This is a genomic window from Metasolibacillus sp. (genome assembly GCF_025291715.1).
GTDB classification, from domain to species: domain Bacteria; phylum Bacillota; class Bacilli; order Bacillales_A; family Planococcaceae; genus Metasolibacillus; species Metasolibacillus louembei.
This window is the reverse complement of the sequence record NZ_JAMBIZ010000023.1, coordinates 31,555-56,803: the sequence shown is the minus strand read 5'-3', so window position 1 is coordinate 56,803 and position 25,249 is coordinate 31,555. Positions and strand designations below refer to the sequence as shown.

The following is a 25,249-nucleotide window of genomic DNA, read 5'->3' as shown; positions in this document are numbered from 1 at the left end:
CAAATGTCTTTGTTTTTCTTCTCATGAGTAAAAACAAGAAAACAGAAAATTCAGTTAAAATTTATGCGACGCTAGTGAAATATTTTATATAAAATTAATTGCTTAAATTCATTTAAGTTTGTTATTATTATGTAAAATTATGATTATTGGAGGTAAATGGAATATGTTAAGAAAAATTGCTTTTTTACTATTTTATTAACATTAATTTTTAGTGGGGTAAATTTACAACCTACCTTAGCAACGACTGATTTAAGTTTTGAACAAACTCTAACTCTTGTAGATGAAGATTTTTCTATCCAACAAAGGCTTCCTGAAAAACAAAAAGTAGATGTTGGAAGTCTTGTCAGAATGAGTCGCTCTCAAGCCGCTCAATTTGTAAAATCTAAAAATACTAATGAACACAGCTTTAAAGAGGATTTTGTTGGCAAATCAAATGTTTCGAAATTTGATATTGCTTATATTAAAGACACTAAAAAAGTATACTTAATAGATAAATCAGGAAAAATCGTTATTGAAACTGGTTATGTAATAACTACACCGTAAAGGGAGATGTTCTTAATGCAGCCAAAAATATTTATTACATTTTCTCTTGAAACAAATATGGACCCAGACAATAAGTTTGAACATTTTGACCCAAGTGAGATAACTAAAGCTTTACAAGTTCAACCAATTCAAACACAGGCCTATGATTTAGAACGTAAAGAGCCCCCTAGATCAAGGCGTCCTGGAAACCCTTGGTGTTCTTCATGGATTTACAGATTAGGCGGATATTATGATGAGGAGCAATACACTCATCCAGATGGCTATATACAGCACTTATTAGAGCAGTTTAACGAACAGTTTTTAACAGTTAAACAAAGCCTTATTATTGACATACAAAATCGATATAATGCTATTTGTTATTTAGAAATATATTTGTTTTCTGCTCAAGATTCCCTTACGCATGTTTCTATCCCTTCTAACATTATGAAATCTTTATTAACGATTAACTGTTCAATAGACATATATACGCATAGCCAATCTATAGAGCACTATCCTCGCTATGAACAAAAGGACATGTATAAATTTAAATAAGAGCTTTCACTGCATCTCTAATGATTAAAATCATTGGAGGTGCAGTTTCCCTTTTCTCATGATAAAATAATACGCTCAATCAGAGGTATAGTCTCTTACACGATATCCTTATCCTACTAAATAATCTTTTGCAATCAATTCCTGTACAATTGCATGATTATCAGTCACATGTACATGCTGTCTTTGCAAAAATGCAATGAACTGTGGAAGAAATGTCATTGATGTATTATTTAAATTGAGCTCCATTTCTACACCATTATGCATCGTTACCTTCAAATACACAGCATCTGGACTAAAATCATATGGTGACATCTTTTGTATATATTGATAAATAATTTCCGCAGAAGAAATATCCGTATAATAGATTTTATTTACCCTTTGATTCTTCGTGATAAGCTCAATAGTTTTTCTAATACTTCCATTAGAGTACTTTTTTACACTTATTCCATATTTTTAAATGACTCAGTAATCATGAAAAATAAATGGTTGAATCCTTATTCCATGCGGTTTTACACATAAAAAATCCACTGCTCATAGCAATGGATTTTCTGCTTATTCTCCGAAAAACGTAACAATTTCAGCTGCTGTTTTGCGTTCTTTTCCTTTTGGTAGCTCGTCAAAATAGCCAAGCTGTAGCATGGCAATCACTCGCTCACCAGTTTTTACACCAAGTGCTTCGCGGAATTTTGGTACATCTAAAAAGCCTGGTGTTTTCCAGCATGAGCCAATGCCTTTCTCCCATGCAAGCAGCTGCATATTTTGTAAAAAGCTTGATGCAGCTGCATAGTCCTCTAAGCGCTCCTTTTGACGTACATCTTCAGGTACAACCATAAATGCATAGCCACCTGCTAAAGTAAATTTTTGCATTTGTGTAGCTAGAGCCTCATCTGATAGTTCCTGCCACTTCGGTACAGCTAAGTCACGCAATAGCTCAAGCAATTTTGGTAATTGCTCATCACATGCAACTACTAAACGCCAAGGCTCACGTGTACCATGGTTAGGTGCCCATGCTGCATCCTCAATAATATTTAGTAAATCTTCTCGCTTTACAAGCTGTCCGTTAAATTTTTTAATTGAGCGGCGTGTTGTAATCGCTTCTCGCACTGTTAATGCTTTTGTCATTATGGAATCTCCCCTTCTGCAATTGATGCTCCTTCTCAATTATAAAGCTTTCACCACGAAAATACATCTGCTATGTGAAAGTAATAGTAGCGCATATTTGGTGTAGCTGCTGTTGAATCACGATAATGATACGCTCGATCAGCACTATTGGACGTATGGGCATGTATATATGGAATGCCCCCTTGAATACTTGTCACAATTGTCGTGTGATCAATGCGATTGTCTCCTGAAAAATCATAGGCAATGACATCGCCAATTTCTAACTCTGTCGGCGAGTAAACTCGTGTTGCTGTAAGTCCTTTTTTAGATGTTTCTAAATACCAGCGCAATGAATGTGCAACCGTCCAACTAAAGCTCCAAATACCTTGCTCCGATCGCATCCACCAGCCTTCAGATTGATTCGGTGCCCCCCTCATTGGCGCCCCTCCTGCATATAAACATTGTGATACAAAATTTGTACAATCATCTTGAAAGGCAGGAAAAGCGGGATTGCGTCCATTCCACCACATCCTTGCATAGGCAACAGCTGCCTCACGATTATAACGCATTTACCATCCTCCTTTTCTCCTATTTACATATATTTTCATTTATCGTGTCAAAAGCTCCCATATTCCTTTATGATTTGTTACACTATTCAGTAATAGCAATATGCAAGGGGGATGATTTTTATGAGGCTAGTTGCAGAACGTGAAGTGACAATTCCCACACCTTTGTGTGATAAAAAAGGCAATTTAAATCCTGCTGCAATTGGTTTTGCACGAAAACCGCTAATTGATTGCAATGTAAAAGGCCACTATTTACGCAAGAAAAAGTGGAATTATTGGTGTGTATACGGTGAGGATATATTATTTTCAGCCACAATTAGCCATTTAGATTATGCAGCTGTTTGCTTCGTCTATTTCTTAGAATATGAAACACAGCGCTATTTCGAAAAAACTGTCACAATCCCACTTGGCACAGGTGTGAAAATGCCAACACAAGTACTTGAAACAGTAAAATTTTCAAATAATGAGCTCGATATTCGCTTTACTTATAGCAATGAGACGACACAGCTTTCAGTATCCATACCTGATTTTGATAACGAGTATTTACAGGCAGATTTAACAATTCAGCACCCTCCACATGATGAGTCATTAAATGTGGTCATCCCTTGGAGCAGACAAATGTTCCAATTTACTGCGAAGCATCATACATTGCCAGCCTCTGGTAGTGTTCATATCGGGCAACGAAGCTACACATTCAATCCAGAGGAATGCTTTGCTGTGCTTGATTATGGGCGTGGTGTTTGGCCGCGCAAAGCGGTATGGAACTGGGGGATGGCTTCACAGCGTATTCGTGGAAAACGCATCGGGCTCAATTTCGGGGGACAATGGACAGATGGTACTGGCATGACTGAAAATGCTATTTTTATCGATGGTAAAATGATTAAAATTAGCGAAGATGTAGCATTTACATATAACCGAGCGAATTTTATGCAACCATGGGCAATTCGCTCTAAATCAAGCAATCAAGTAGAATTGACCTTCACACCATTTTTTGAACGTGTAGCAAAAACAGATGCAAAATTAGTGACATCTGAGGTACATCAACTCGTAGGCTATTACCATGGAACAATTACATTACCTACTGGCGAAACATTAATGATTCAACAAATGCTCGGCTGTATTGAGGAACATGTTGCGAAATGGTAAAAGCAAAAATTAGCACATTTCTCTATAGAATGTGCTAATTTTTTCTTCATTTTGCAAGGTAGCTGTTGAGATATCTGCGCTTCTTCTGGACTTATCTGCGAATTCCTTTGAGATATCTGCGCTTTCTCCTAACTTATCTGCGAATTTTACTAGATTATCTGCGTTTGTCTCAACTTACGCATATGAATGCAACCCTGCAATCACCAAATTGACAAACACTTGATTAAAAACAATCAACCCAAAGCCAATAATTGCGAGCCATGCTATGCACTTCCCCTCCCATTCCTTTGTTAAGCGCAGATGGAGTAATGCCGCATAAAATAGCCATGTAATCAAGGCCCATACTTCCTTTGGATCCCAGCCCCAATACCTGCCCCACGCCATTTGTGCCCAAATCATCGCGAAAAACAAACCGCCGAGTGAAAATAGAGGAAATCCAATTAAAATTGCCCGATGTGAAATTTCATCAAGCAGCTTCAAATCCATCTTTAACGTAAATGGCCGCAATATCTCACAAAGCGTTTTACGTGCTACAACACGAATGAGAAAATAAAGTATCCCACCTACAAGAAAAGCCCAAAGTATCGTATTAAATTTTTTTGCATCAATACTATTAGATAATGCTAGTAAGCCTACATCTGCATGATTTGAAGTAATAATTGGTAGCATATATGTAGCAATTTCAGTTCCCCCTACTTTATTCGTAAACTCTACAGCTCGAGGACTAAAGAACAAGTGACAGAACGTTGAAATTAAAATAAACCCTATAACGGCCACAAGCTGAAACAATACAAACTCCAGCCATTTCGATGCTTTCGCTGTTTTCAGCAAATATATTAAGCTTGTAATAAAGGCAACCGATAAAATTGCGCTTGACGCGGCGACTGTAATCACATGAATCGCTAACCAATGACTTTGTAAACTCGGTATTAGTGGCGATGCTTCATTGGAAAATACGCTACCATAGCCTAAAATAATCAATGTAATTGGAATAGCAAAAAAACCAATTGACCATTGCTTATAAAGCGAGCTTATCAGCAATATAGAACCAATTAACATGATGCCAAAAAACGTCATAAATTCATACATATTGCTAATAGGAGCATGCCCCACCGCAATCCATCTACATACGAAATATATGATTTGCAATATAAAAGCAGTCCATGTTAACACCAATGCTATTTTCCAGCTTGCCGCATGTCTCATTTTCGTTGCATAGCCAAACGGAATGATGGCAATTAACAATAAAATAAATGCAAGCAATAGAGCATTGCTGCTTAATGAAAAGTAATTCATCCATTTCCCTCTTTCTACAGTGTAAATGTTATACTGTTCATTGTAGAAAGTTATAGTAGAAAAAGCTGAACTTTATCTTAAGCGTTAGAAATTTCTTCTTAAACGTCTGATGTCGAAGGAGGCTTGAAATGAGTTTATTCTTTTGGGCTTTTAGCTTATTAAATTATTTGATTGTCTTTGGCTCACTCTTTTATTTATTACATGTTCGCCCTACCTTCAAAATGCTTGCCATCACTTTATTAGTCAATACAATGCTTGCGATGAGTGTTTTTTATTTCACACCTGCCCAATGGATTGCACTCGTGCTAAGCACTCTTTTTAGTGGCGGCTTCTTTTACTGTCTCACAAAGCAAGGCATCGCCTTTTTTCATAGCCTCATCATAGTTTTACTAGTAATTCCAGTGGAATATGCGAGCTTATTGCTCGTTGACGCATTCCAGCTTTCAACGATTGCACACGCTTTGTTGATACTCATATTCTTTGTCATTGCGCTTTATATGTATAAAAAATTAATAAATAAAATAGCAGTTGTCCCATTAAAAATTCAATTATTACTTATTACGATGGCAATCATTACATTTATTATTTTTTATGTAACAGTCTTTGTCGGCAATATCACACTTTCTCTTTTTCAATTTAGCCTGCTACTTTGCTATTCAATTTTTCTTTTTATGACAATCAATATCGTGCTAAAAGTTGTTGTCAAAGAGATGGCACTTACACAAAAGGAGTTAGCCCAGCAATCCTTTTATGAATATACATTACAGCTGGAGCAAATGAATCGAGAAATTCGGCAAGTACAGCATGATTATTCTAATATATTATTAGCAATCAGGGGCTACATAGAAAAAGAAGATGTGGAAGGGCTTAGAAATTATTTCAAAAAAGTGACTACAACTACACAGTCACCTGCTATTCATAGCTTGCAGCAGCTTGAAAATATTCAGTTGCTAGAGCTAAAAGGACTACTAAGCGCGAAAATTGTTAAAGCCCACCATTTCTCCATCGCCGTAAATATCGAAATACCTAATACTATTGAACATTTATTTATTGAATCAATTGATTTAGTTCGCCTTATAGGTATTTTCTTCGATAATGCAATGGAGGCGACTATACAGCACGCTACACCGAAAATTGAGCTGGCAATTTTAACGATAAGCGAAAATGAGCAGCTACTTATTATTCGTAACACAACAAATAGAAGTTATAGTGATATAACAGAAATATTTAAAGAAAATTATTCTACCAAATCAAATAATCAAGGATTAGGTTTATATAATGTACAGCAATTATTAAGGCACTACCCAAACATAACATTGAATACATATGTCGAGGATGGATGGTTTGTTCAAGAAATGATGATTGAAAGGGAGGAAGAAAATGCGCGTCGCGATATGTGAGGATGATACCTTCTATCAGCAGCTTATTGTAGAAACAGTCAAAAATTACGCCTTATTCCAAGCACCTAGCATTCAAATTGTATCATGTACAGCACAGCCTTCAACTGAGACGGCCGATTGTTACATACTTGATATTGAGCTGAATAGTAGTGTGAATGGTTTAGAGATTGCACAAGCAATACGTCAGCGAGACCCGCTTGCACATATTATTTTCATTACAACATATGCGCAGTATTTAACCTTAACTTTTAAATACAAATTAGCAGCACTCGACTTCATCGTGAAGGACTCACCAGCACAAATACAGGCTGACCTAACCGAGGCATTACAAGCTGCCTTTATGAAATATCAGCAGCTCGGTACAATTGACCAAACAAAATGGTTTCAAATAAAAATTGGGGAAAAGATCAAAAATATAGAAATAGAGGATATTTACTTTTTCGAAACGGCTACACAGCCACATAAAATCCAACTATATGAACGTAATGGCTGTCACTCCTTTTACGGCTCTTTAAAAGAGATCAATTTAGGTGATGACTTTTTCCGCTGTCATAAAAGCTTTTTAGTGCATCTGAACAATATCAAGGAAGTGGATTTTAAAAAGCGCCAAATCATAATGGCAAATGGTAGTCACTGCCCCATCGCCTTTCGTTCATTGGCTGCATTGCAAAAAGCATTACATAGATAATTCTTATAAACAAAAAACTGCCGAGAAATATAGTGGCTAACCTCGCCTAATTTCCCGACAGTTTTTCAATTTATTCTTCTGCTTCTTCCGTTGTTTCTTCTACTTCCGCTGGTTCTTCTTCCTCAACAGCTGGTGCTGCTACTGTAACCAACACTTCCTCATCAGCGTTTAAAATATCGTACGTTTGCTGTGAGCGAATATCGCCAACTGTTAATGAGGAGCCGATTGCTAAATTTGTTACATCGACTTCAACGGCCTCTGGAATCGCATTCGGCTTTACTTTAATCGTTATCTCACGAGCCGGTTGTAACAACAATCCGCCTTCTGCTACACCGACTGAATCACCTGTTGTTATAACTGGGACATTTACTTCTAAATCCTCTGACATATTAATTACTTGGAAATCAATATGCTTCACAAAGCCTTTTAAAGCATCGCGCTGTACTTCTGATAAAACGGCATTAACCTTTTTACCATCTAGCTCCAGCTGAAAAACACCATTGCTTCCGTTGTCAGATAAAGCTTTCGCAAATTTCTTTGCATCAATTGAAATTGGTGTAGACTCAACTTGATAGCCGTACACTACTCCTGGAATCGCACCTTGCTGACGTAGCTTCGTTAACGCAGAATGCTGCCCCTTTGTGCGTTTATTTGTAGTTAAAGCTGTACTCATTGTATCTTCCCCTTTCTATGTTATTATGTATACCCAGCATGAATTGCTTTTAAACATCAAGCTCCTACTTGCTTATTACTTCTATAATTTGGTACGATCAATTACGCCTTGGCGTAATTGCATCGGAGGCTTTATTATGATTCAGTAAGTTTGTGAACAGCACTGAATGAAAGGTAATCTAAGTATTCATCGTACCACCTATAGAAGTGGGCGTTTTCTGCTGAATCATGATAAATTTCTGACTTAAAAGACGATTGGAGGAATGGACTACATGCAACATCCTGATTACCAAGACGAAGTACAACGGTTAGAACGAACAAAAGCCTATATGTATGATATTTTATCGACATCTGAACATGATTTACAGGCAGCACAGCAAAATATTCGCTCTGCTATGGCAAACCTTGAATACCTTGATTCTAGTGATAGCTTTTTGAATATTTTAACGAATGCGCGTTTTTTCGAAATGGCTCGTACACAAAAAGAAGGATTAGAGGCTGTTATGCAAAAGCCTTATTTTGCACGCATCCATTTCCAGCGTACTGATGAGCAAGAGGAATTTTTATATATTGGCAAAACCTCATTATTTGACAAGGATACGAATGAGCCTATTATCATCGATTGGCGCTCACCTATTGCCAATGTTTATTATGATGGACGGTTAGGCGATGTTACATATCAAGTACGCGATGAGGAGCATGAGGGACATTTATTTGCCAAGCGGCAATATAAAATTGAGCAAGGAGAGCTGCTCGATTTTCGCGATGTCGATTTAACGACAAATGATGAGCTGTTGCAGGAGGCATTAGCTGGAAAAGCAGATGTACGCTTAACGGAAATTGTTTCTACTATTCAAAAGGAGCAAAATGAAATTATTCGTGCGCATTTGCGTCAGCCGATTTTAGTGCAGGGCGCTGCAGGTAGTGGAAAAACGACTATTGCGCTACACCGCATCTCCTATTTCCTTTATACAATGGGCGAGCACTTCAAGCCTGAGCAGCTCATGATTTTAGCACCAAGCCAATTGTTTATCGAATACATTGGTGACGTTCTGCCAGAGCTAGGCGTCGATAAAATTTGTCAAACGACCTATGCTGATTATGTGCAAAATGCAATTGGTATCAAGCTAAAGCTACAAAATCCGAATGAGCAATTAGAGCATATTATCGAAAACAGTAGCGCCACACTTCCTGCCTTTTCTATTCCACAGGCAAAGGGCTCACTTGGCTATCGCGCTATAATGGAGCGCTATGTGCGGCGCTATGAGGAGCAGCTCGCCTCTATGTTTGAAGATGTATCTATCGAAAAATACCGCATTATACGGGGCGCTCATTTACAAAAGCTCTTTTTACAGGAATTTGCTTATATGCCGATTGAAAAAAGGTTGGAGCGTATTAAATTAGTTATTCAAACAGAGGTCAAACGCAAAACGACTGCCATTTTAAATTCATTAAATGCACGCTATGAGGAAGCCATCGGACGTGCTTTAAACGGGATACGCAATGCCGAAAATCGCCGACGTATTGTGACAAAATACATTGACGAACGCGATGCACGCATACCAAGAGTAAAAGCAGAAGCTAAAACAACAACATCTGCCTATATGAAACGTTTTAGCAAATTAAAAATAAAAGCTGCTTACCGTGATATTGTGACCAATCGTCCATTGTTGCAGGAGCTTGCTCTTGAATGGACGCTAGATGAACAGGAGCTGTTTTTACAGGCACATCAAAAAGAGCGCTGGGCATTTGAAGATTTAGCAGCTCTCTACTATTTACATGCACGTATTAAAGGAATTGATGATAAGTGGAAAATGCGCGTTGTCTTTATTGATGAGGTGCAGGACTACAGCATATTCCAGCTCACTGCTTTAAAGGTAGGGCTTGAAACGGATATGTTTACAATGGTTGGTGATTTAGCACAAGGTATTCATAGCTACCGTTCTGTGACGGAATGGAATCCTGTGCTTGAGCTATTCCCAAGAGCAACATATGCTACTCTACAAAAAAGCTATAGAACGACAATTGAAATTATGGAAGTAGCCAATAAAGTATTAGCACAAATGGATGAGGATTTGCCATTAGTTGAGCCCGTTGTTCGTCATGGAAAAGAGCCAGCCTTTATACAGGCGCAGGCTTTCGATGCAGCAACTATTGCAGACCTCTATGCATCAATTCAAGCAGCAGGACATCGCTCTATCGCACTTATTTGTAAAACGACAAAGGAGGCGAAGGAATTCGTCACATTGCTACAAGCCCATGCTGTAAATGCGGCAGAGCTCAATGAACATTCTAGTATTGATCAAACGACACTGCTTGTCGTCCCTTGTCATTTAGCAAAAGGACTTGAATTCGATGCAGTCATTATCGCCGCTTTTGATATCGCCTTTTACGACCATGCCATCGACCGTAAGCTACTATACGTTGCTTTAACGCGTGCGATGCATGAGCTATATTTAGTTGGTCCATCAAAGGAAACGTTCTTATTATAACTTTTGGCGTGGCGGCACTTTAAAAAATGGCTTTTTGGCAAACCATTTCTGAGGCAGCTTGCTACGCAATTTTTGAAAAATGGTCTTTTTTTCTGCTTCATTTCGGCTTCTAGGCAGTGCAGGCATACGCATTATAAAATCTCCTTTTCAATCATGATAAGGCTGTTGGATACCTTTCCCAACAGCCTTAGTTTACTATATTTATATGATAGAAAAAGCGTTATTATGCTTATTTTACATAGACATAATAATCTATTTGCAAAGCCTTAACAAAGCCTGCCTTTTCATAAATAGACAGCGCACGTGCATTATCTATTTCCACATCTAACAACACATGCTGCTGCCCCCCATCAAACGCAAGCTGCTGCACCCATTTCAGTAATGTAGAGCCGATGCCAAGCCCTGTATGCTGTGGATGTACTGCTAATGCTGTTAGCCATTGAACAGACTCCTCTTGACGTGTCGTCACAGTACCAACAACTTGATTTTCCAGCACTGCTACCCACAAAGTGAGCTGTTCAGAGATTGAATTGTAATCGATTAAATCGTGTGCTTCTTCCATTGTGTCACCAAATGCTGCAGTAAAGATTGCTACGAGCATTTCTCGATCTGCCTCTTCATAGCGACGAATTTCTATATTGTCAGGTCGCTCAGCAGATTGCGCTGCCCCTTGCAATGTCGCCTCAGAAAAGCTATAACTATAGCCATTGTTCTTTAAAAATTGTGCGCCATACGGTCCTTCTTCAAATGTTAAGGCAAGTGTGCCATCCGCTCCACGCACAGCTAGCCCGTTATACACTTCCTGCAATAAAGATTGACCAATCCCCTTTTGGCGATATGCTGGTGCTACAACAATTGACCATTCATAAGTATGTAAGCCCATCATATCAATCGCACTTGCTAAGCCAATCAGCTGATTTTGCTCATCGTCATAGGCAAGCACACAAAAGCCAGACATTTCATAATTTTTAGCAGCCTGTAAATTCATAATCAGCTCATAGCGTACATTATCCGCCTGCCCTGCTTCTGAACATAGAGCACGCATTTCTTCAAATGTTTCCATATCAACAGGAAATGATACTGTCACCGTTGAAAAGCTCATTTCTTTCCCTTCTTTCATCTAATTAACCATCGAAGCATAAATACCGTTTTTCGCAATAAGTTCCTGCTGTGAGCCCGCCTCAACAAGCTCTCCTTTTTGCATAACAAAGACGACATCCGCATTGCGAATCGTATTCAAGCGATGCGCAATAACAAAGCTTGTACGTCCCTCCATTAGCACTTCAAGCGCCTCTTGAATTTTCATTTCTGTCACTGTATCAATGCTGCTCGTCGCCTCATCTAACAATAAAATGACAGGGTCTGCTACAAAGGCACGTGCAATTGATAATAATTGCTTTTGTCCTTGTGATATTTCACTTCCATCAGCAGTTAACAATGTATTATAGCCTTGTGGTAATTTCATAATAAAATCATGTGCATTGGCCTTTTTAGCAGCCTCTTCGATTTCTTCATTTGTCGCATCTAAACGACCATAGCGAATGTTTTCATAAACCGTCGCTTCAAATAAAAACGGTTCCTGTAAAACAAATGCCATTTGACTGCGTAATGCCTCACGTGTAAAATCACGCACATCTACCCCATCAAACAATACTGCCCCCTCATTTGTATCATAAAAGCGAGAAATTAGCTGCATAATTGTCGTTTTGCCAGCACCTGTTGCCCCAACTAAAGCAGCTGTCTGTCCTGGCTTAACAACAAAGCTGACATCACGTAGTGTGTGTGCCTCCTCTGCCTGTTCATATTTAAACGAAACATGCTGAAAGGCAACTGCTCCCTTTAGTTGCTGCTCCTTACCAATATGCCCCGTCTCCACTTCATCCGCTTCGTCCATAATAGCAAATACACGCTCCGCCCCAGCAATAGCCGATAGCACTGTATTGAACTGGTTCGCTAAATCATTTAGCGGGCGTGTAAACTGCCTTGCATACTCCGTAAAAATAACGATAACACCAATTGAAACATGGTTATTGATTGCAAGCAAGCCTCCAACCCCTGCAACAATTGCAAAGCTCGCATTGTTCAGTGTATTCATTACCTTTGGAATGTAGCCTGAATAAGCTAGAGCCCAAAAGCCGACTAAACGAAGGCGCGCGCTTTTTTCCTGAAACTCCGCCTTCACACGCTCTTCCTGTGAAAATGCTTTGACGATACGCTGTCCTGATATCGTTTCCTCAATCATACCATTTAACGCACCGACCGCTGCCTGCTGCTCTTTAAAAAGCTTACCTGTTCTGCGCGTAATCCAACGCATCGCAATAAACATAGCAGGTATAATACTCATCGTTAGCAAAGTTAGCAACGGGCTTAAATAGAGCATCACTAGCAGCGTCCCTGTTAAAGTGAGCACGCTTGAAAACACTTGAATAAATGCGCTATTTAATGTTGAGCTGACCGTCTCAATATCGTTCGTTGCACGGCTCATTAGCTCCCCATGCTGCCTTTTATCAAAAAAGCTAATCGGCAGGCGCAGTAATTTATTAAAAACACCTACACGCATACGATAAATCGTTTGCTGTGCAATACCAATCATCCAATAGTTTTGTAAATAGAGCGATATCGACAAGACAATGTAAATGATAATTAAAATGCCAACCATCCATAGCATGCCTTCAAATTGACCTGGCACAATATATTCATCAATAATTTTCCCAATTAAAAATGGACCAATTAAAGCTAAAGCTGAGCTCATTACAACCATCACTAAGACCATCACTAATAAGAAACGTTGCTCATCAACGATTTTCCAAATACGGGCTAGCACTGACTTCCAATCATTTGCACGTGGCCCTTTTTTCTTTTTCGTTACTTGCTGCAAATCTTCCTTTGTCAGTACACGCTCGTAGCCAAAAGGTTTTTCAAGGAATTTCATTGTGCATCCCCCTGTTCCTGCTGTGATTGTGCAATCTTTCTATATAGCTCACTTGTTTGTAATAGTTCATCATGGCTACCAAAGCCTACAACTCGCCCTGCATCTAAAAGTAAAATACGGTCCGCTCCTTGTGCTGTACGGATTTTCTGCGTTACAACAAGCATCGTTGCATGCTCTTCCTCTAGAGCATCCCATAACGCTGCCTCCGTTTTTACATCAAGCGCAGATGTACTATCATCTAATAGCAGTATTTGCGATTTGCGAATCAAAGCACGTGCAATCGATAAACGTTGCTTCTGCCCACCAGATAAATTTACGCCCTTTTGTCCAACACGCGTCTCATATGCATTTGGGAAGCTTTCAACAGACTCATGTATTTGAGCCTGTGCCGCTGCCATTTCGACCTCTGTTAAACTTGCCTCGATTTTCCCCCAGCTCACATTTTCCAAAATTGAGCCTGTGAAAAGTAATGACTGCTGTGGTACAAAGCCAATCATTGCCCGTAAATCATCTAAATCCCATGCTTTCACATCTCGACCATTTACTAAAACGTGACCATCTGTCGCTTCGTAAAAGCGTGGAATTAAATTGAGTAGCGTCGACTTTCCTGCTCCTGTTGCTCCCATAATCGCTAGCTTCTCGCCTTGCTTTACATCAAAAGATACATTATGTATAACAGTTTGCTCTTCATTATAAGCAAATGACACATTATCAAAACGCACTGTTCCTAATTCAGCTGCGTCAAGCTCTATTGCTTGTCCTGTACGCACCTCAAGCCCCTCTTCAACAAGTAAAATTTCCTCCATACGCTCTGCTGATGCCTTCGCACGAGCAAGCGCAATGATGATAAAAGCAAACATCGAAAATGAGCCTGTCATGCGCATTGCATAGTTGACGATTGCGACTAAATCCCCTACCTGTGCATTGCTACTGCTTACTTCTGCAGCTCCGAACCAAAGCACTGCAAGCAGGCTGACATTCATCACTAAAAGCAAAATCGGCATAATCAGCTCCATCGTGCGCAGAGCTTTCACCGTATCAATTTTTAAGGCTTCTGCCACGCGGTTAAAGCGGCTCTCCTCATACTGACCTCGCATGTATGCTTTTACTAAGCGCATCGCCTGCAAGCTCTCTTGTAGCACACGATTGACACGATCAAGACGCCCTTGCACCTCACTAAAATACGCTACACCTCGCTTTACCATAATAACAAGGAAAAATATTAAAAATGGTGCACCGATAATTAAAAATAGCGCAATTTTCGCATTGACGACAAAGGCCATGATCATGCTTCCAACGACCATCAATGGCGCGCGTAGCATAATGCGCAAGCTCATAAAGAAAACGTTTTGCACTTGAGTAATATCGCTCGTTAAACGCGTAATTAAGCTAGACGTTGGAAATTTTAAATACGTCGCCATTGTAAACGACTGAATTCTACTAAATAACGCATTGCGTAAATCATAGCTAAAGCTTTGCGCAGCATGTGAAGCAAAATAGGAATTTGTCACCCCTACAATTAGTGCTAACATTGATAGTGCAAACATGACTAAACCCCAATGCCACACAGCTTGCCCATCTTGTACTAAAATACCATCATCTATAATCTTTGCCATAATTAATGGCTGCACAAGCTCTACGAATAATTCAATTAACATTAAGATGAGTGCAATGATGGCAGGCCATTTATACGGCTTGACATAAGCAAACACTGTTTTCATTCCAACACCCCTTGTAACAAGTCCTACTTTATTTTGCAACCCGAAATATAATTATGCCACAATATTCTTAAAAATTAAACTTCACTATGCTCTATAGTAAATATGAAGCAAATAGACTTATATTTTTTTTAGAAATTATTCTCCCTTTTTTTCATATAAGTAAACATTGGTAACTCTTTTCTTAATATTTTTTTCAAAATTTACACACATACTGTTTCAAAAGATATATAATATACTCAATTAAAAACTCATATTCGTACTTTATACCCAAAAACTATATATAACTATCCCTTTGAAATATAAAATAAAGGAGGATTACTCAGTATGAAAGATTTGCAACGCTATAAAGTAGATAAAGAATTATTAAATCAAGCACAGTTCCCTTCCTTTATCATCAGTCAATATGGATGCTTATTGCATTGGACATCTGCTTGTGAAGATTTATTTGGATACACAGCAAAGGATTTCTCTTCCCATTCAGCTATATTTAACGAGCAGCTATTTTCGGTTGCTCCATCACATATACACGAAACGATTTTAAATAGCAATGGTGCACTAAAGCTGGATTCATTACAACTTTTAACTAAACATGATCAACTGTTAGAAATGACACTAATGACAACACCTTGTCAATTTGGAGAACAGCAAGGCATGCAAATTACTTGTATTCCTATGAAAAGCATTCGCACATTCCAGGATGATGGCGATACGCTTATCCACTTAAAAAACAGTATTATGTCTTATTTCATGGTTGTTACACTTGACTATGAAGGACTTATTACACAATGTAATGATTTATTTTTAAAAACAAGTCATTGGACACCAAAGCGCGTGATTGGGAAGTCATTTTGGCAGCTGTTCCCTAAATCACCTACAGGAGTGCAAGCCTCGGAGGAAATTTGGGAAACGCTACAAAGAGGCGAAGTATGGAAAGGTGAAGTAGAAAAAATAACGAAAGATGGCATGCTTTATTGGACTGATTTACTGGCAATCCCAGTGCCAGGTAACCGTTCCTTTTTATTAATTGAAAAAGATATTACAAATGAAAAAACTATTCAGTTGCAGCTTGAAAAAATTGCTTATATCGATACAGAAACAGGCTTTATGAATGTTCATCGCTTGGAGCATTTAATTGATGAAATGATACAAGAGGATCGTCGCTTCTCATTTGTTTACATTAGCATTGATAAATTTTACACGCTGAAGGACTTAACGGAATTTAATGCAGCTAAAAACTTAGCAGCAGATTTTGCTAAACGAATTAAAATTTACTTCCAGGATAGTACTGTTGCCCGCATTGATGCGAGCGATTTTGTTATTATTACACCATTGCCTGAATGGTTTATTCAAGGATTTTTATCATATTTACAGCAAAATCCTATTTACAATGAGCACACCGCGGTTCCTCTTTCTATTAGTGGTAGCATTACGCGCTTCCCAGAGGATCAGCTAACATTTGGTCAAATGATGAAAGCCTCTACTTTAACAATTACAAATGTAAGAAAAGCAGGTGGCAATAGCATTATGTCACTTTCAAAAGAGGGGCATAAAGCTTTAAGTCGACAGGCAACGATTGAAAAACACCTTCTACTTGCACTTGATCAAAAAAACTTAAATGTGCTGTATCAACCACAGCTTGATATACAAACAGGGAAAATTATAGCAGCAGAGGCATTAGTTCGCTGGGTGGACGAAAATATCGGGGTTGTCTCACCAGATGAGTTAATACCGATTGCTGAGGAAACGGGACTTATCCACTCGATTGGGTCATTCGTTTTAGAGCAAGCATGTCAGCAAGCTTTAGCATGGCAAAAAGAAGGGATTCCGTTAAAGGTAAGCATTAACGTGTCGATTCGCGAATTCCGTGATAAAAATATGGCACGCTCTATTTTAGAAACGTTAGAGCGTACAAAATGCCCTGCTGATTTAATTCAAATCGAAATTACAGAGAAGTTTGCTTTAGAGGCAGAGAGCGAAGGGGCGATTATGAAGCAAATGCGCCAGCTAGAACAGGAAGGAATCGTTTTTGTACTTGATGACTTTGGTACAGGCTATGCTTCTTTCCGTTACATGCAGCTATTGCCTTTAAAAACAGTCAAAATTGATGCAACGTTTATCCGCTCTATGATGCAGTCTGAAAAAACAGAGCAGCTTGTACGCGGCATGATTCAGTTAGCTAAATCAATGCAGCTGACTATTTTAGCAGAAGGAGTTGAAACTGCGGAGCAATTTGATTTGCTCAAAGGCTTCGGCTGCGATTTAGCACAAGGCTATCATATATGTAAGCCAACAGCCGCAAATGCTGTAAAAAATCTTTATTATCAAAAGGCTTAAAAATAAAAGCGCATGAAACCAACTTGATTTCATGCGCTTCTAATTATTAATCTCTATTTGTTATCTTTTCACCTTTATGAATGATTGAATAGATGTTTTTCCTTTTCGCAGCATGCGGAATAAAATTTGCATAATGACTTCAGCAAAGACAAGACCCATCGCAATGGCACCTGAAATCATAAATACACGCATCCCATTTTGCATACCTAGTGCGTAATCTAGCTCCACAATATTGCGCATCGTATTGTATGCCACTCCACCAGGTACAAGAGGAATGATACCTGACACGCTATAAATAATCATCGGCATGCGGAATTTCCTTGCTAGCGCCATTGCCAAAATCGCTACAACAAATGCTCCTGCAAAGGAAGCTTTGACCTCATCTACACCATTTATGCCAAGCTGATAATAAATAATCCAGCCAATTGAGCCAACAATACCGCAATATGGAATGGCTTTAACTGGCGCATTGAAAATAACACCAAAACAAGCTGTTGCAATAAAACTAAAAATCATTTGAATGATATATTCCATCTGTTCGCCTCCGTTACCATGCCATGACAAGCGCAATACCAGCTCCGATGGCGAAGGCTGTTAAAAAAGCTTCTGCTCCCTTTGCCATGCCTGCTGTAAAGTGCCCTGCCATTAAATCGCGTACTGCATTCGTGATAAGAAGCCCTGGTACAAGTGGCATAACAGAGCCGATAATAATTTTATCTATTTGTGTTCCATATCCAAAATAAAGCGCCAAGGAGGCAACCATGCCTACGCCGAGCGTCGCTACAAACTCAGAGAAAAATTTAACGCGTGATAGCTTCTGCATGACCATCACAACATACTGCCCTATGCCTCCAGCGATAAACGCGGCTGGCATATCTCCCCATATTCCGCCAAATAATATCAAAAAACTAATACTAGCAAATGATGCGGCTAATACTTGTAAAGTGACGGGCAGGAAATAATTTGTCTTTTGTATCGTATTTAGCTCGTCATATGCCTCCTCTAATGTTATGATGTGAGATGTAAGCTTTCGCGATACATTATTAACAAGTGCAATACGATGTAAATCGGTAACTCTTGTCGAAATAGCTGAAATACGTGTTGGCTGTGTTTTACCAAGAGAAAAAATAATACCCGTTGGAGTAACATAGCTTTGTGCATCGTTCATATTTTGTGAGCGAGCCATTCGAAGCATCGTATCCTCCACCCGATATGTTTCTGCTCCACTTTCCATCATAATGCGACCAGCTAATAGAAAACAATCAATAGCTAGTTCGTTTTGCTGGGGCTTCTCTATCATCTTTCAAACCTCCCTTGGTATTCTAACTTGATTAAACGCAAAGTCTATTATTCAAACAACCATATTACTATAGTTAGTTATATACAAAATTGACATTATCAATGTTTTTCTAAAATTTGTCGTCTTTTTTCAGCGCTTATTCGTCTATATTTTATAACAGAAAGGAGCTCTTTAAGCAACATGAAAAATGAACGTAGAAAAAGACGCGGCCCATGGATTGACCTTATTCTTATTGGGGCAATCATCGTTTTAGCTGCTGCTGTTGTATTCTTTACAGTTATTAATCCAGATCAACAACAAGCCACTGAAGATGAACCGAAAGATACAATACAAGGAGAAGTAACAGAAAGTCAGTCTAGCTTCCCCGGTATTCGTATTGTAACAGATATTTCAAATGATAAAACTATGCCATATGCAATTCAATATCCTCAATCAGATTCAGATTCCTTTAATGAAGCCGTCACAAAATTTATTACAGCTTCAAAAGAAAATTACATAGCGGAAATGCGTTTAGAAAAAAATGTCGATAATTATAAAATCGAGCCCGGTGAACTGAATATTATCTTTGAAACATATCCATACAAAGAGCACTATTACTCGTTTGTATTAAAGAAAAAATTAAGAACAAACAGTAGTGATGATATGACAGTCACAACTTATTTTTATAATTATGAAACTGGTGAGCTACTAGATATTCGTGCTATTTTAGGAGAGAATCTAAAAAACTTAGAAGTATTGTCAACACATATTCGCTCACAAATTACGGATAGCGTAGAATTCGAAGGGCATTTATTAGCAGAAGAGATGCTGGCGAAAACAGAGCCTAAATGGAAATTATTCCAACGCTTCGCCATTCAAAATGACGCATTAGTTCTGTATTTCGATTCAGGTGAGATTGCTAGCCCTGAAATGGGTATATCAACTGTCACAACCTCACTTTCATATATTAATCCGATTTTAGCCGAGCAATTCCAAGAGCAAATGGTGAACTCTGAAACAATTATCTCTGGACAGGAAACAACAGACGATGCAGTCGAGCAGGATAATATAAAACGTGTTGCACTTACATTTGATGATGGTCCTGACCCAAAAGTAACAAGACATGTTCTACAGCTTTTAGAGCAGTATAATGCAAAAGCAACCTTCTTTATGCTTGGTAGCCGCGTACAGTATTATCCAGAAATCGCGCAAGAAGTATACGATGCTGGACATGAAGTAGGCAACCATTCTTGGAGCCATCCTGTGCTGACAAAGTTAACATCTAAGCAAGTTTTAGCAGAATACAACTCAACAGACCAAGCACTACAACAAGCTATTGGACAATCTGCCACTGTATTCCGTCCTCCATATGGTGCGACAAATCAACGCGTAAATGGATTAATTCCAATTCCTGTAGTCAATTGGACGATTGATACATTGGATTGGAAGCATCGTGATGCTAAGCAGCTATTGCCTGTTATTAAAAATCATATGCATAATAACGCCATTATTTTAATGCACGACATCCATGCATCTACTGCCGATGGCTTGGAGGATGTATTGAAATATTTAACTGAGGAAGGTTATACATTTGTAACCGTTAGTGAGGTTTTGAAGTATCATTAAAGCAATTACGCCGCTCTTGTAAGCTTACTGCCTACAAGAGCGGCGATTTTTTATAGAATAACATAATGACATTAATGTATATTTATACTGTATACAACCATTTGCAACCATAATCTTTCTCATTGGATGATTATCAATTTGAGTAATTCCCATATAAGAGTTCGCCTTCAATTCATTTTTTAATCGATACAGCCCAATTGCATGCAGCTTCTTTCCTAAACCTTGCCCTAAATAATTAGGATGCACCCCTATCCAAAAGGAGGGCACTGAAAAAGTCGATTTGTCACAAGTTTTGTGATATAAATCGACTTTTTTAATGGTTAAATTGAATAAAGAAGCAAGATTTGTATTGTAAAAAAATGATTGTTTCTAGTTTTTCAGTGCCCTTATCCAAAAGAGGCGACCTTCTTGCTTTGTATTCGGCTCTATATGCGGAAAAACTACACCAATCGGTTCCTGATTAACTATATATACGGTGTACATTTTCTGTGCCTGTGATGGCAGCTCTGCATTCATTTCCATTAAAAATTTTTCTGCATCTTGAAAGCTTTTTCCCATCACTGCAGCGAGAAAAGCAATAGAGCTACTATCAAAAATCGACCACAGTGCATTATCCTGCTCTGAAACATCCAGTGGTGCTATAAAACTACTCTTATACAGTACTCTTTCACCAACAATTTGCATTTTCCCTTTAGTGTAAGCTAGATGATTTAAAAAAGCTGCTGGACACTCTAGCCTCACTGTATTCAAATCATATGCCTGTAGCTGATCTAACAGCTTATTAATAAGTAAATCGATTTCTGCTGCTTGATGAGGCTTGTACTCCAAAATCTCCAGACTAATCCCACTATCGCTCTTTATATAATTCACGCCAATATTTAATAGCTGCTGAAGTAATTCATCCATTTTATTCACCTAACCTTCTATACATAGAAAAACTACTTGCTTCAAGAATAGCCTTAAAGCAAGTAGAATTGTTTTACTTAGCAAAATTCACGGTATTTAATTTCTTAAATGTATTTAAATCATAGCTGACAATACCGCTTTGAGAAATTGTGTAAAGTGCGTCATCAATATAAATCAGGCGACGTACTGCCTTATCCCATTCCTCGTACATTTGACTAGATTGAGCAGGTTCAATTAAATCTGCTTTTAGCTTGATGCCGTTTGTCGTCACTTCATATACTTGTGACCCTGTACCTTTATAAAGCATTTCATTAACGTTCTTTTCCTCATACAATGTTACAGGGAAGCCATAGTAGCCCTTTTCGATGTGTCTTAGCAACGCTTTATGGTCATATTGCACATCGGAATATGTGCCGCGCCCACCGATAATAACAGCTGCTTTTTCCTTTGGATTAGCTAAGTCGCTCACATCAAATAATGCTAGCTTCATACCTTTCGTTACAACAAATGGCTCTTTAGAATATTCGTTTATGCGAACCTCTGTATCGTAGCCAATACCGATTAAATGCTTGTCATCAAGCGGGTGCAAGTAGTTACTAAAGCCAGGAATTTTTAGCTCTCCTAGCACTTTTGGTTGGGCTGGATTTGCTACATCAATAACGAATAGTGGATCTACTTCCTTGAATGTTACGAGATACGCTTTATCGCCCATAAAACGTGCTGAGAAGATGCGCTCACCTCGCGCTAAATCTGTTAATGCCCCAACTTGCTTTAACTCGCTATTTAAAATGAATAGATGGTTTTTCGAATCAGCATTGCGTCCCCATGCAAAGCCCTCTGTTGTAGCAATGCGGAAATGCCCCTCATACTCATCCATCGAAAATTGGTTTAATGGTGTTCCTTTTACTTCTGCTTGTGCCGCTAGCTTAATCGCTGTTCCATTTACATCAAACTTATAGATTTGTGTATTTGATGTAGCTGGCATAATCATCATATCCGTCACCATACGCTTCGCCCCTGTTGCTGCTGGGCTTACAAAATCATACTTAGGTGCTGTTACATAAATTGCTTTTGGTGACATATATAACTGAGAGCCACTACCTAAATAGCTTTCTGTTTTCACTTCATTCTTAGCTAGATTTTTCAAATCAATTGCTGATAATGTTGTGTAATTCGGCTCTGTATTGCCAGGGAAAATTGAGATTTTCTCAATCGGCATTGGCTGTGATGTGTTTTGTACATTGCTATCATATGTGTATGGACGCAATTCTACATCTACACCTTCACGTAACAGCCAAAAATCAGGTGTTGAGTTTGTTACCATATATAGAACATCACCCTGCTTACGAATGCCTGCCATGTGACCTTCTTGCCCAATTTCACGTATTAATTTCGGGTTTGCAGCATCCTTCACATCAAAGAATGCAAATTTTGATAGCGAAACTGTCTGCATGTAATCTTTTCCTGGTAGAGGGCGTTCCTCATAGCTATTATAGGCAACGATTAATAATGAATCATGCAGTATTAAAGTGGATAAATATTGATTTTCCTTAAATGCTTTTTTTGCGACAACTTTCATATTTTTAGGATTTTTTGCATCTGTAATGACAAGCTCATTTTCAACGATTGCATAAATATAGCGCCCGTCTGTTACAACAATATCTCCTTCTTCAATACCTTCTACTTGGTTGTTCGTCGTAGAATGATCAGCGGATTTATTGCTCGATGCTTCATTTCCTACAGCAGCATCAGACATTTCCATTTCCTCAGTTACACCATTGCGTGTAAAGCTTTGATTATTTATTACCGTCTCAAAATAAGTAACTAAATCCTTTGTTGATTTTATTTGCTTGACTGCCTTCACAACATTAAACTTAATCGTTTTTTTCTGATGGTTTAATGACAATTTTTTATACGCTCCTTTTTCAACATGTAGCGTGTATTCTCCTTGATTTAGCCCCCAAACGATAATCGCATCGCTTGTTTCATTTAATGTTAAAGTTGCTTCAACCTCTTTTCCAGCAGCATTTGTCACATACACTTTACCATTTGTTAAGCTTGCCGCTTCAATGCCCTTTGCAAGCTCGGCGTAAAATGGCTGCCCTTCCAATACTGTTGTAGCGCTATTTGCCAGTGTTTTATTTTCAAATAAAACAGTTGATGCGATAAACATAATAGCCGCAACAAAGATGGTGACCATTGTTCGCTTTTTAACCATGTTGTGCTCCACTCCTTTTTATGGTTTTCTTTCCATGTCATTAAATAAGACGAGACATAATAAAATTCGTTACACAAATTTTAAAAACTCTGAAAAATAATAAGTGCATTTTCTCCTCTTATTGTATTTCTTTCTCATTATTAAAATTAACAATAGTAGTCATGTAAAATTTCTGTACCTATTATCTTATTCCTAGTGCCTATGAACAAAACAAAAAATACTTTCGCAAAGAGATTTATCTCCCTACGAAAGTATTAAGCTAACAATTATATTGATAAATTGCGCATGTTTTTTATAATCAACACGTCAATTATTACATAGGTTTATCCAGCATATCTACTTCTAGCCCAGCAAATATAGCTACTACTAATGTTTCCTCGTTTACTACTTCAAGTACATAAGTATCGGGAAGTAATAATTTTTCGATTATTTCAGCAGGCACATCTTCAATAAGCTTTATAGATTGCGTGATGATATAGTAATTACCATCTTTTAATTTATCTAAATCACCCTCTACAAATATAGGTGGCTCCGCAGTCACATCTAATAGAGTATTATGCCCAGGAATATCTGCTATATTGAAATAAAATGGCGATTCTGTATTTAACATTTTTTCTTGTAATAATGATGAAATTCGAATCTTTAATTTAATATTTAAATAATTCCCCTCATAAGAAATATCAGGTATTCCACATACTAAATGTTCACCAGTAATAAAGTTATTATAGTCTAATACTGAATAATACCTCTTTTGTAACGGAATTGTTACTTTATCAGTAATTTGGTCTTGTGGATTATCTGGTTCATTCGATTCTTGCACACATCCCCCAAGAAGAAGCAATAATGTAATGATAACAAGGGTTATGAATGATTGTAATGTTTTCATACTTCAATATTCCCTTGTTAAAGTGGTGTTGATTTTTTATCCATATACTCATCATATGAATAATCTACATTTACTGCCGTCCTTTTAACCTCTACTCCTGAGCGATATTCAACAATTGAACCTGTTGATTTCACTGCCCTTGTACCAATTTCTACATATGTTTTATGTTTTGCAGGTAATTGAATATTGTATGAAACTGTAATTGTTGTAGAACTCCCCCATGCAGCTTCTCCATTTATCCCTACTTTACCTTGTATTAACTTCCAGTTCACTGCTGTTTCTGCTGAAGCCCCTATTTTTCCATTAGCAAATTTAGTACGTACTACAGAACGTGTAACAGAATCGGCTAATGGACTATCATTTCTAATTTCTGAGCCCCATGCCTTTTGCTTGTAGAGTGTTTGAGTGCTTAGTGCATACTCTTTAAAGTCGTCTGGTATATAGTATGGAGTGTAGTTAGGCAACATATAGGTTTGAAAATCATAATTCACAGGCTCATCATAGTAATAAGTTGTTATATCCAAATGACCTTGTTTTTCATGAGTTACCCTTGGTATGGAATTACCTTCATTTGCATGTGCAAAATTTGAGGAAATACCCCAAATTGAAAGACTTAGTGCTGCTGTTGTAAAGATTGTTGGGAATTTTAGTTTGTTCAAATAAATCACTCCTTAGTCAAAATTAATTAATCAATATGCTGCAATTCACCAATAACGAAGTATATTCAAAATTTCATTTCTCCTACTTTACCACCTTACAAATACTTAAATTACCAAATTACATAATTCATTATAATACAATCCAAAATAAGTATCTATAACATTATTTAGACAAATTACGATGTAAAACTACTTTAATCGACATTTTTCATTTATATGTTATTAACTTTCTTTATAAAACAAATATGGCTGG

The 25,249-nt window shown here is 38.0% G+C and carries 23 protein-coding genes; 8 read left to right on the top strand and 15 right to left on the bottom strand.

From position 1 onward, the window contains the following. Positions 1-156: 156 nt before the first annotated feature. Entirely contained in the window at positions 157-543 is a 387-nt protein-coding gene (locus M3Z76_RS13795; RefSeq protein ID WP_293927885.1) for a hypothetical protein, read from the top strand. 15 nt (positions 544-558) lie between these two features. Then, entirely contained in the window at positions 559-1,074 is a 516-nt protein-coding gene (locus tag M3Z76_RS13790; protein ID WP_293927888.1) for a DUF4279 domain-containing protein, read from the top strand. Positions 1,075-1,182: 108 nt separating this feature from the next. On the opposite strand, the gene M3Z76_RS13785 is transcribed toward M3Z76_RS13790, so the two are convergent. From M3Z76_RS13785 to M3Z76_RS13775, 3 genes are all read right to left on the bottom strand, one after another. Further along, the gene (locus M3Z76_RS13785) at positions 1,183-1,386 is read right to left on the bottom strand and encodes a hypothetical protein (protein WP_293927889.1); all 204 of its coding nucleotides are present in this window, start codon (positions 1,384-1,386) and stop codon (positions 1,183-1,185) included. A 240-nt stretch (positions 1,387-1,626) separates the two neighbouring features. Then, positions 1,627-2,196, bottom strand: coding sequence for a nitroreductase family protein (locus tag M3Z76_RS13780; RefSeq protein ID WP_483310170.1), 570 nt, complete (start codon positions 2,194-2,196; stop codon positions 1,627-1,629). 50 nt (positions 2,197-2,246) lie between these two features. Continuing rightward, positions 2,247-2,744 (bottom strand): amidase domain-containing protein, encoded by a 498-nt coding sequence (locus M3Z76_RS13775; protein WP_293927892.1) that lies wholly within the window; start codon positions 2,742-2,744, stop codon positions 2,247-2,249. Between the two features lie 120 nt (positions 2,745-2,864). On the opposite strand from M3Z76_RS13775, the gene M3Z76_RS13770 reads away from it, so the two are divergent. Beyond that, complete coding sequence (locus tag M3Z76_RS13770; protein ID WP_293927894.1) at positions 2,865-3,887, top strand: DUF2804 domain-containing protein; 1,023 nt, start codon at positions 2,865-2,867, stop codon at positions 3,885-3,887. Between the two features lie 174 nt (positions 3,888-4,061). On the opposite strand, the gene ccsB is transcribed toward M3Z76_RS13770, so the two are convergent. Then, positions 4,062-5,183 carry a c-type cytochrome biogenesis protein CcsB gene (gene ccsB / locus M3Z76_RS13765; RefSeq protein WP_293927897.1) on the bottom strand — a complete coding sequence of 374 codons (1,122 nt, stop codon included), beginning with the start codon at positions 5,181-5,183 and terminating at the stop codon, positions 4,062-4,064. Between the two features lie 128 nt (positions 5,184-5,311). On the opposite strand from ccsB, the gene M3Z76_RS13760 reads away from it, so the two are divergent. Both M3Z76_RS13760 and M3Z76_RS13755 read left to right on the top strand, forming a co-directional pair. Further along, a complete protein-coding gene (locus M3Z76_RS13760; RefSeq protein ID WP_293927899.1) occupies positions 5,312-6,583 on the top strand; it encodes a sensor histidine kinase in 1,272 nt (423 codons plus the stop codon). Then, a complete protein-coding gene (locus tag M3Z76_RS13755; RefSeq protein WP_293927902.1) occupies positions 6,564-7,271 on the top strand; it encodes a LytR/AlgR family response regulator transcription factor in 708 nt (235 codons plus the stop codon). Before M3Z76_RS13760 ends, M3Z76_RS13755 begins: the two co-directional genes overlap by 20 nt. 70 nt (positions 7,272-7,341) lie before the next feature. Here M3Z76_RS13755 and M3Z76_RS13750 read toward each other — a convergent pair whose 3' ends face one another. Further along, the gene (locus M3Z76_RS13750) at positions 7,342-7,944 is read right to left on the bottom strand and encodes a 50S ribosomal protein L25/general stress protein Ctc (protein ID WP_293927904.1); all 603 of its coding nucleotides are present in this window, start codon (positions 7,942-7,944) and stop codon (positions 7,342-7,344) included. A gap of 271 nt (positions 7,945-8,215) precedes the next feature. Here M3Z76_RS13750 and helD point away from each other — a divergent pair, with 271 nt between their 5' ends. Continuing rightward, a complete protein-coding gene (helD, locus tag M3Z76_RS13745; RefSeq protein ID WP_293927907.1) occupies positions 8,216-10,435 on the top strand; it encodes an RNA polymerase recycling motor HelD in 2,220 nt (739 codons plus the stop codon). On the opposite strand, the gene M3Z76_RS13740 is transcribed toward helD, so the two are convergent. From M3Z76_RS13740 to M3Z76_RS13725, 4 genes are all read right to left on the bottom strand, one after another. Then, positions 10,430-10,567 carry a hypothetical protein gene (locus tag M3Z76_RS13740; RefSeq protein ID WP_293927910.1) on the bottom strand — a complete coding sequence of 46 codons (138 nt, stop codon included), beginning with the start codon at positions 10,565-10,567 and terminating at the stop codon, positions 10,430-10,432. The two genes, helD and M3Z76_RS13740, sit on opposite strands and share 6 nt — an antisense overlap. A gap of 97 nt (positions 10,568-10,664) precedes the next feature. Then, on the bottom strand, positions 10,665-11,537 hold the full coding sequence (locus M3Z76_RS13735) for a GNAT family N-acetyltransferase (RefSeq protein WP_293927912.1): 873 nt from the start codon (positions 11,535-11,537) through the stop codon (positions 10,665-10,667). 18 nt (positions 11,538-11,555) lie between these two features. Further along, positions 11,556-13,367 (bottom strand): ABC transporter ATP-binding protein, encoded by a 1,812-nt coding sequence (locus M3Z76_RS13730; RefSeq protein WP_293927914.1) that lies wholly within the window; start codon positions 13,365-13,367, stop codon positions 11,556-11,558. Next, the gene (locus tag M3Z76_RS13725) at positions 13,364-15,088 is read right to left on the bottom strand and encodes an ABC transporter ATP-binding protein (protein WP_293927917.1); all 1,725 of its coding nucleotides are present in this window, start codon (positions 15,086-15,088) and stop codon (positions 13,364-13,366) included. The genes M3Z76_RS13730 and M3Z76_RS13725 overlap by 4 nt, the downstream gene beginning before the upstream one ends. A 324-nt stretch (positions 15,089-15,412) precedes the next feature. On the opposite strand from M3Z76_RS13725, the gene M3Z76_RS13720 reads away from it, so the two are divergent. Continuing rightward, complete coding sequence (locus M3Z76_RS13720; RefSeq protein ID WP_293927919.1) at positions 15,413-17,422, top strand: GGDEF domain-containing phosphodiesterase; 2,010 nt, start codon at positions 15,413-15,415, stop codon at positions 17,420-17,422. 60 nt (positions 17,423-17,482) lie between these two features. Here the strand turns inward: M3Z76_RS13720 and M3Z76_RS13715 are convergent, their stop codons facing one another. Both M3Z76_RS13715 and M3Z76_RS13710 read right to left on the bottom strand, forming a co-directional pair. After that, positions 17,483-17,956 carry a threonine/serine exporter family protein gene (locus tag M3Z76_RS13715; RefSeq protein WP_293927921.1) on the bottom strand — a complete coding sequence of 158 codons (474 nt, stop codon included), beginning with the start codon at positions 17,954-17,956 and terminating at the stop codon, positions 17,483-17,485. Positions 17,957-17,969: 13 nt separating this feature from the next. Further along, positions 17,970-18,722, bottom strand: a complete 753-nt coding sequence (locus M3Z76_RS13710; protein WP_293927922.1) for a threonine/serine exporter family protein — start codon at positions 18,720-18,722, stop codon at positions 17,970-17,972. 180 nt (positions 18,723-18,902) lie between these two features. Between M3Z76_RS13710 and M3Z76_RS13705 the strand changes: the two genes are divergently transcribed. After that, on the top strand, positions 18,903-20,327 hold the full coding sequence (locus tag M3Z76_RS13705; protein ID WP_293927924.1) for a polysaccharide deacetylase family protein: 1,425 nt from the start codon (positions 18,903-18,905) through the stop codon (positions 20,325-20,327). Positions 20,328-20,696: 369 nt separating this feature from the next. On the opposite strand, the gene M3Z76_RS13700 is transcribed toward M3Z76_RS13705, so the two are convergent. The 4 genes from M3Z76_RS13700 to M3Z76_RS13685 all read right to left on the bottom strand — a co-directional run bounded on the left by M3Z76_RS13700 (position 20,697) and on the right by M3Z76_RS13685 (position 24,996). Then, complete coding sequence (locus M3Z76_RS13700) at positions 20,697-21,233, bottom strand: N-acetyltransferase (protein ID WP_293927926.1); 537 nt, start codon at positions 21,231-21,233, stop codon at positions 20,697-20,699. 73 nt (positions 21,234-21,306) lie between these two features. Beyond that, the gene (locus M3Z76_RS13695; RefSeq protein WP_293927927.1) at positions 21,307-23,451 is read right to left on the bottom strand and encodes a beta-propeller domain-containing protein; all 2,145 of its coding nucleotides are present in this window, start codon (positions 23,449-23,451) and stop codon (positions 21,307-21,309) included. Between the two features lie 313 nt (positions 23,452-23,764). Then, positions 23,765-24,337, bottom strand: coding sequence for a hypothetical protein (locus tag M3Z76_RS13690; protein WP_293927929.1), 573 nt, complete (start codon positions 24,335-24,337; stop codon positions 23,765-23,767). A 17-nt stretch (positions 24,338-24,354) separates the two neighbouring features. Continuing rightward, positions 24,355-24,996 carry a hypothetical protein gene (locus M3Z76_RS13685; RefSeq protein ID WP_293927932.1) on the bottom strand — a complete coding sequence of 214 codons (642 nt, stop codon included), beginning with the start codon at positions 24,994-24,996 and terminating at the stop codon, positions 24,355-24,357. Between the last annotated feature and the right edge of the window lie 253 nt (positions 24,997-25,249).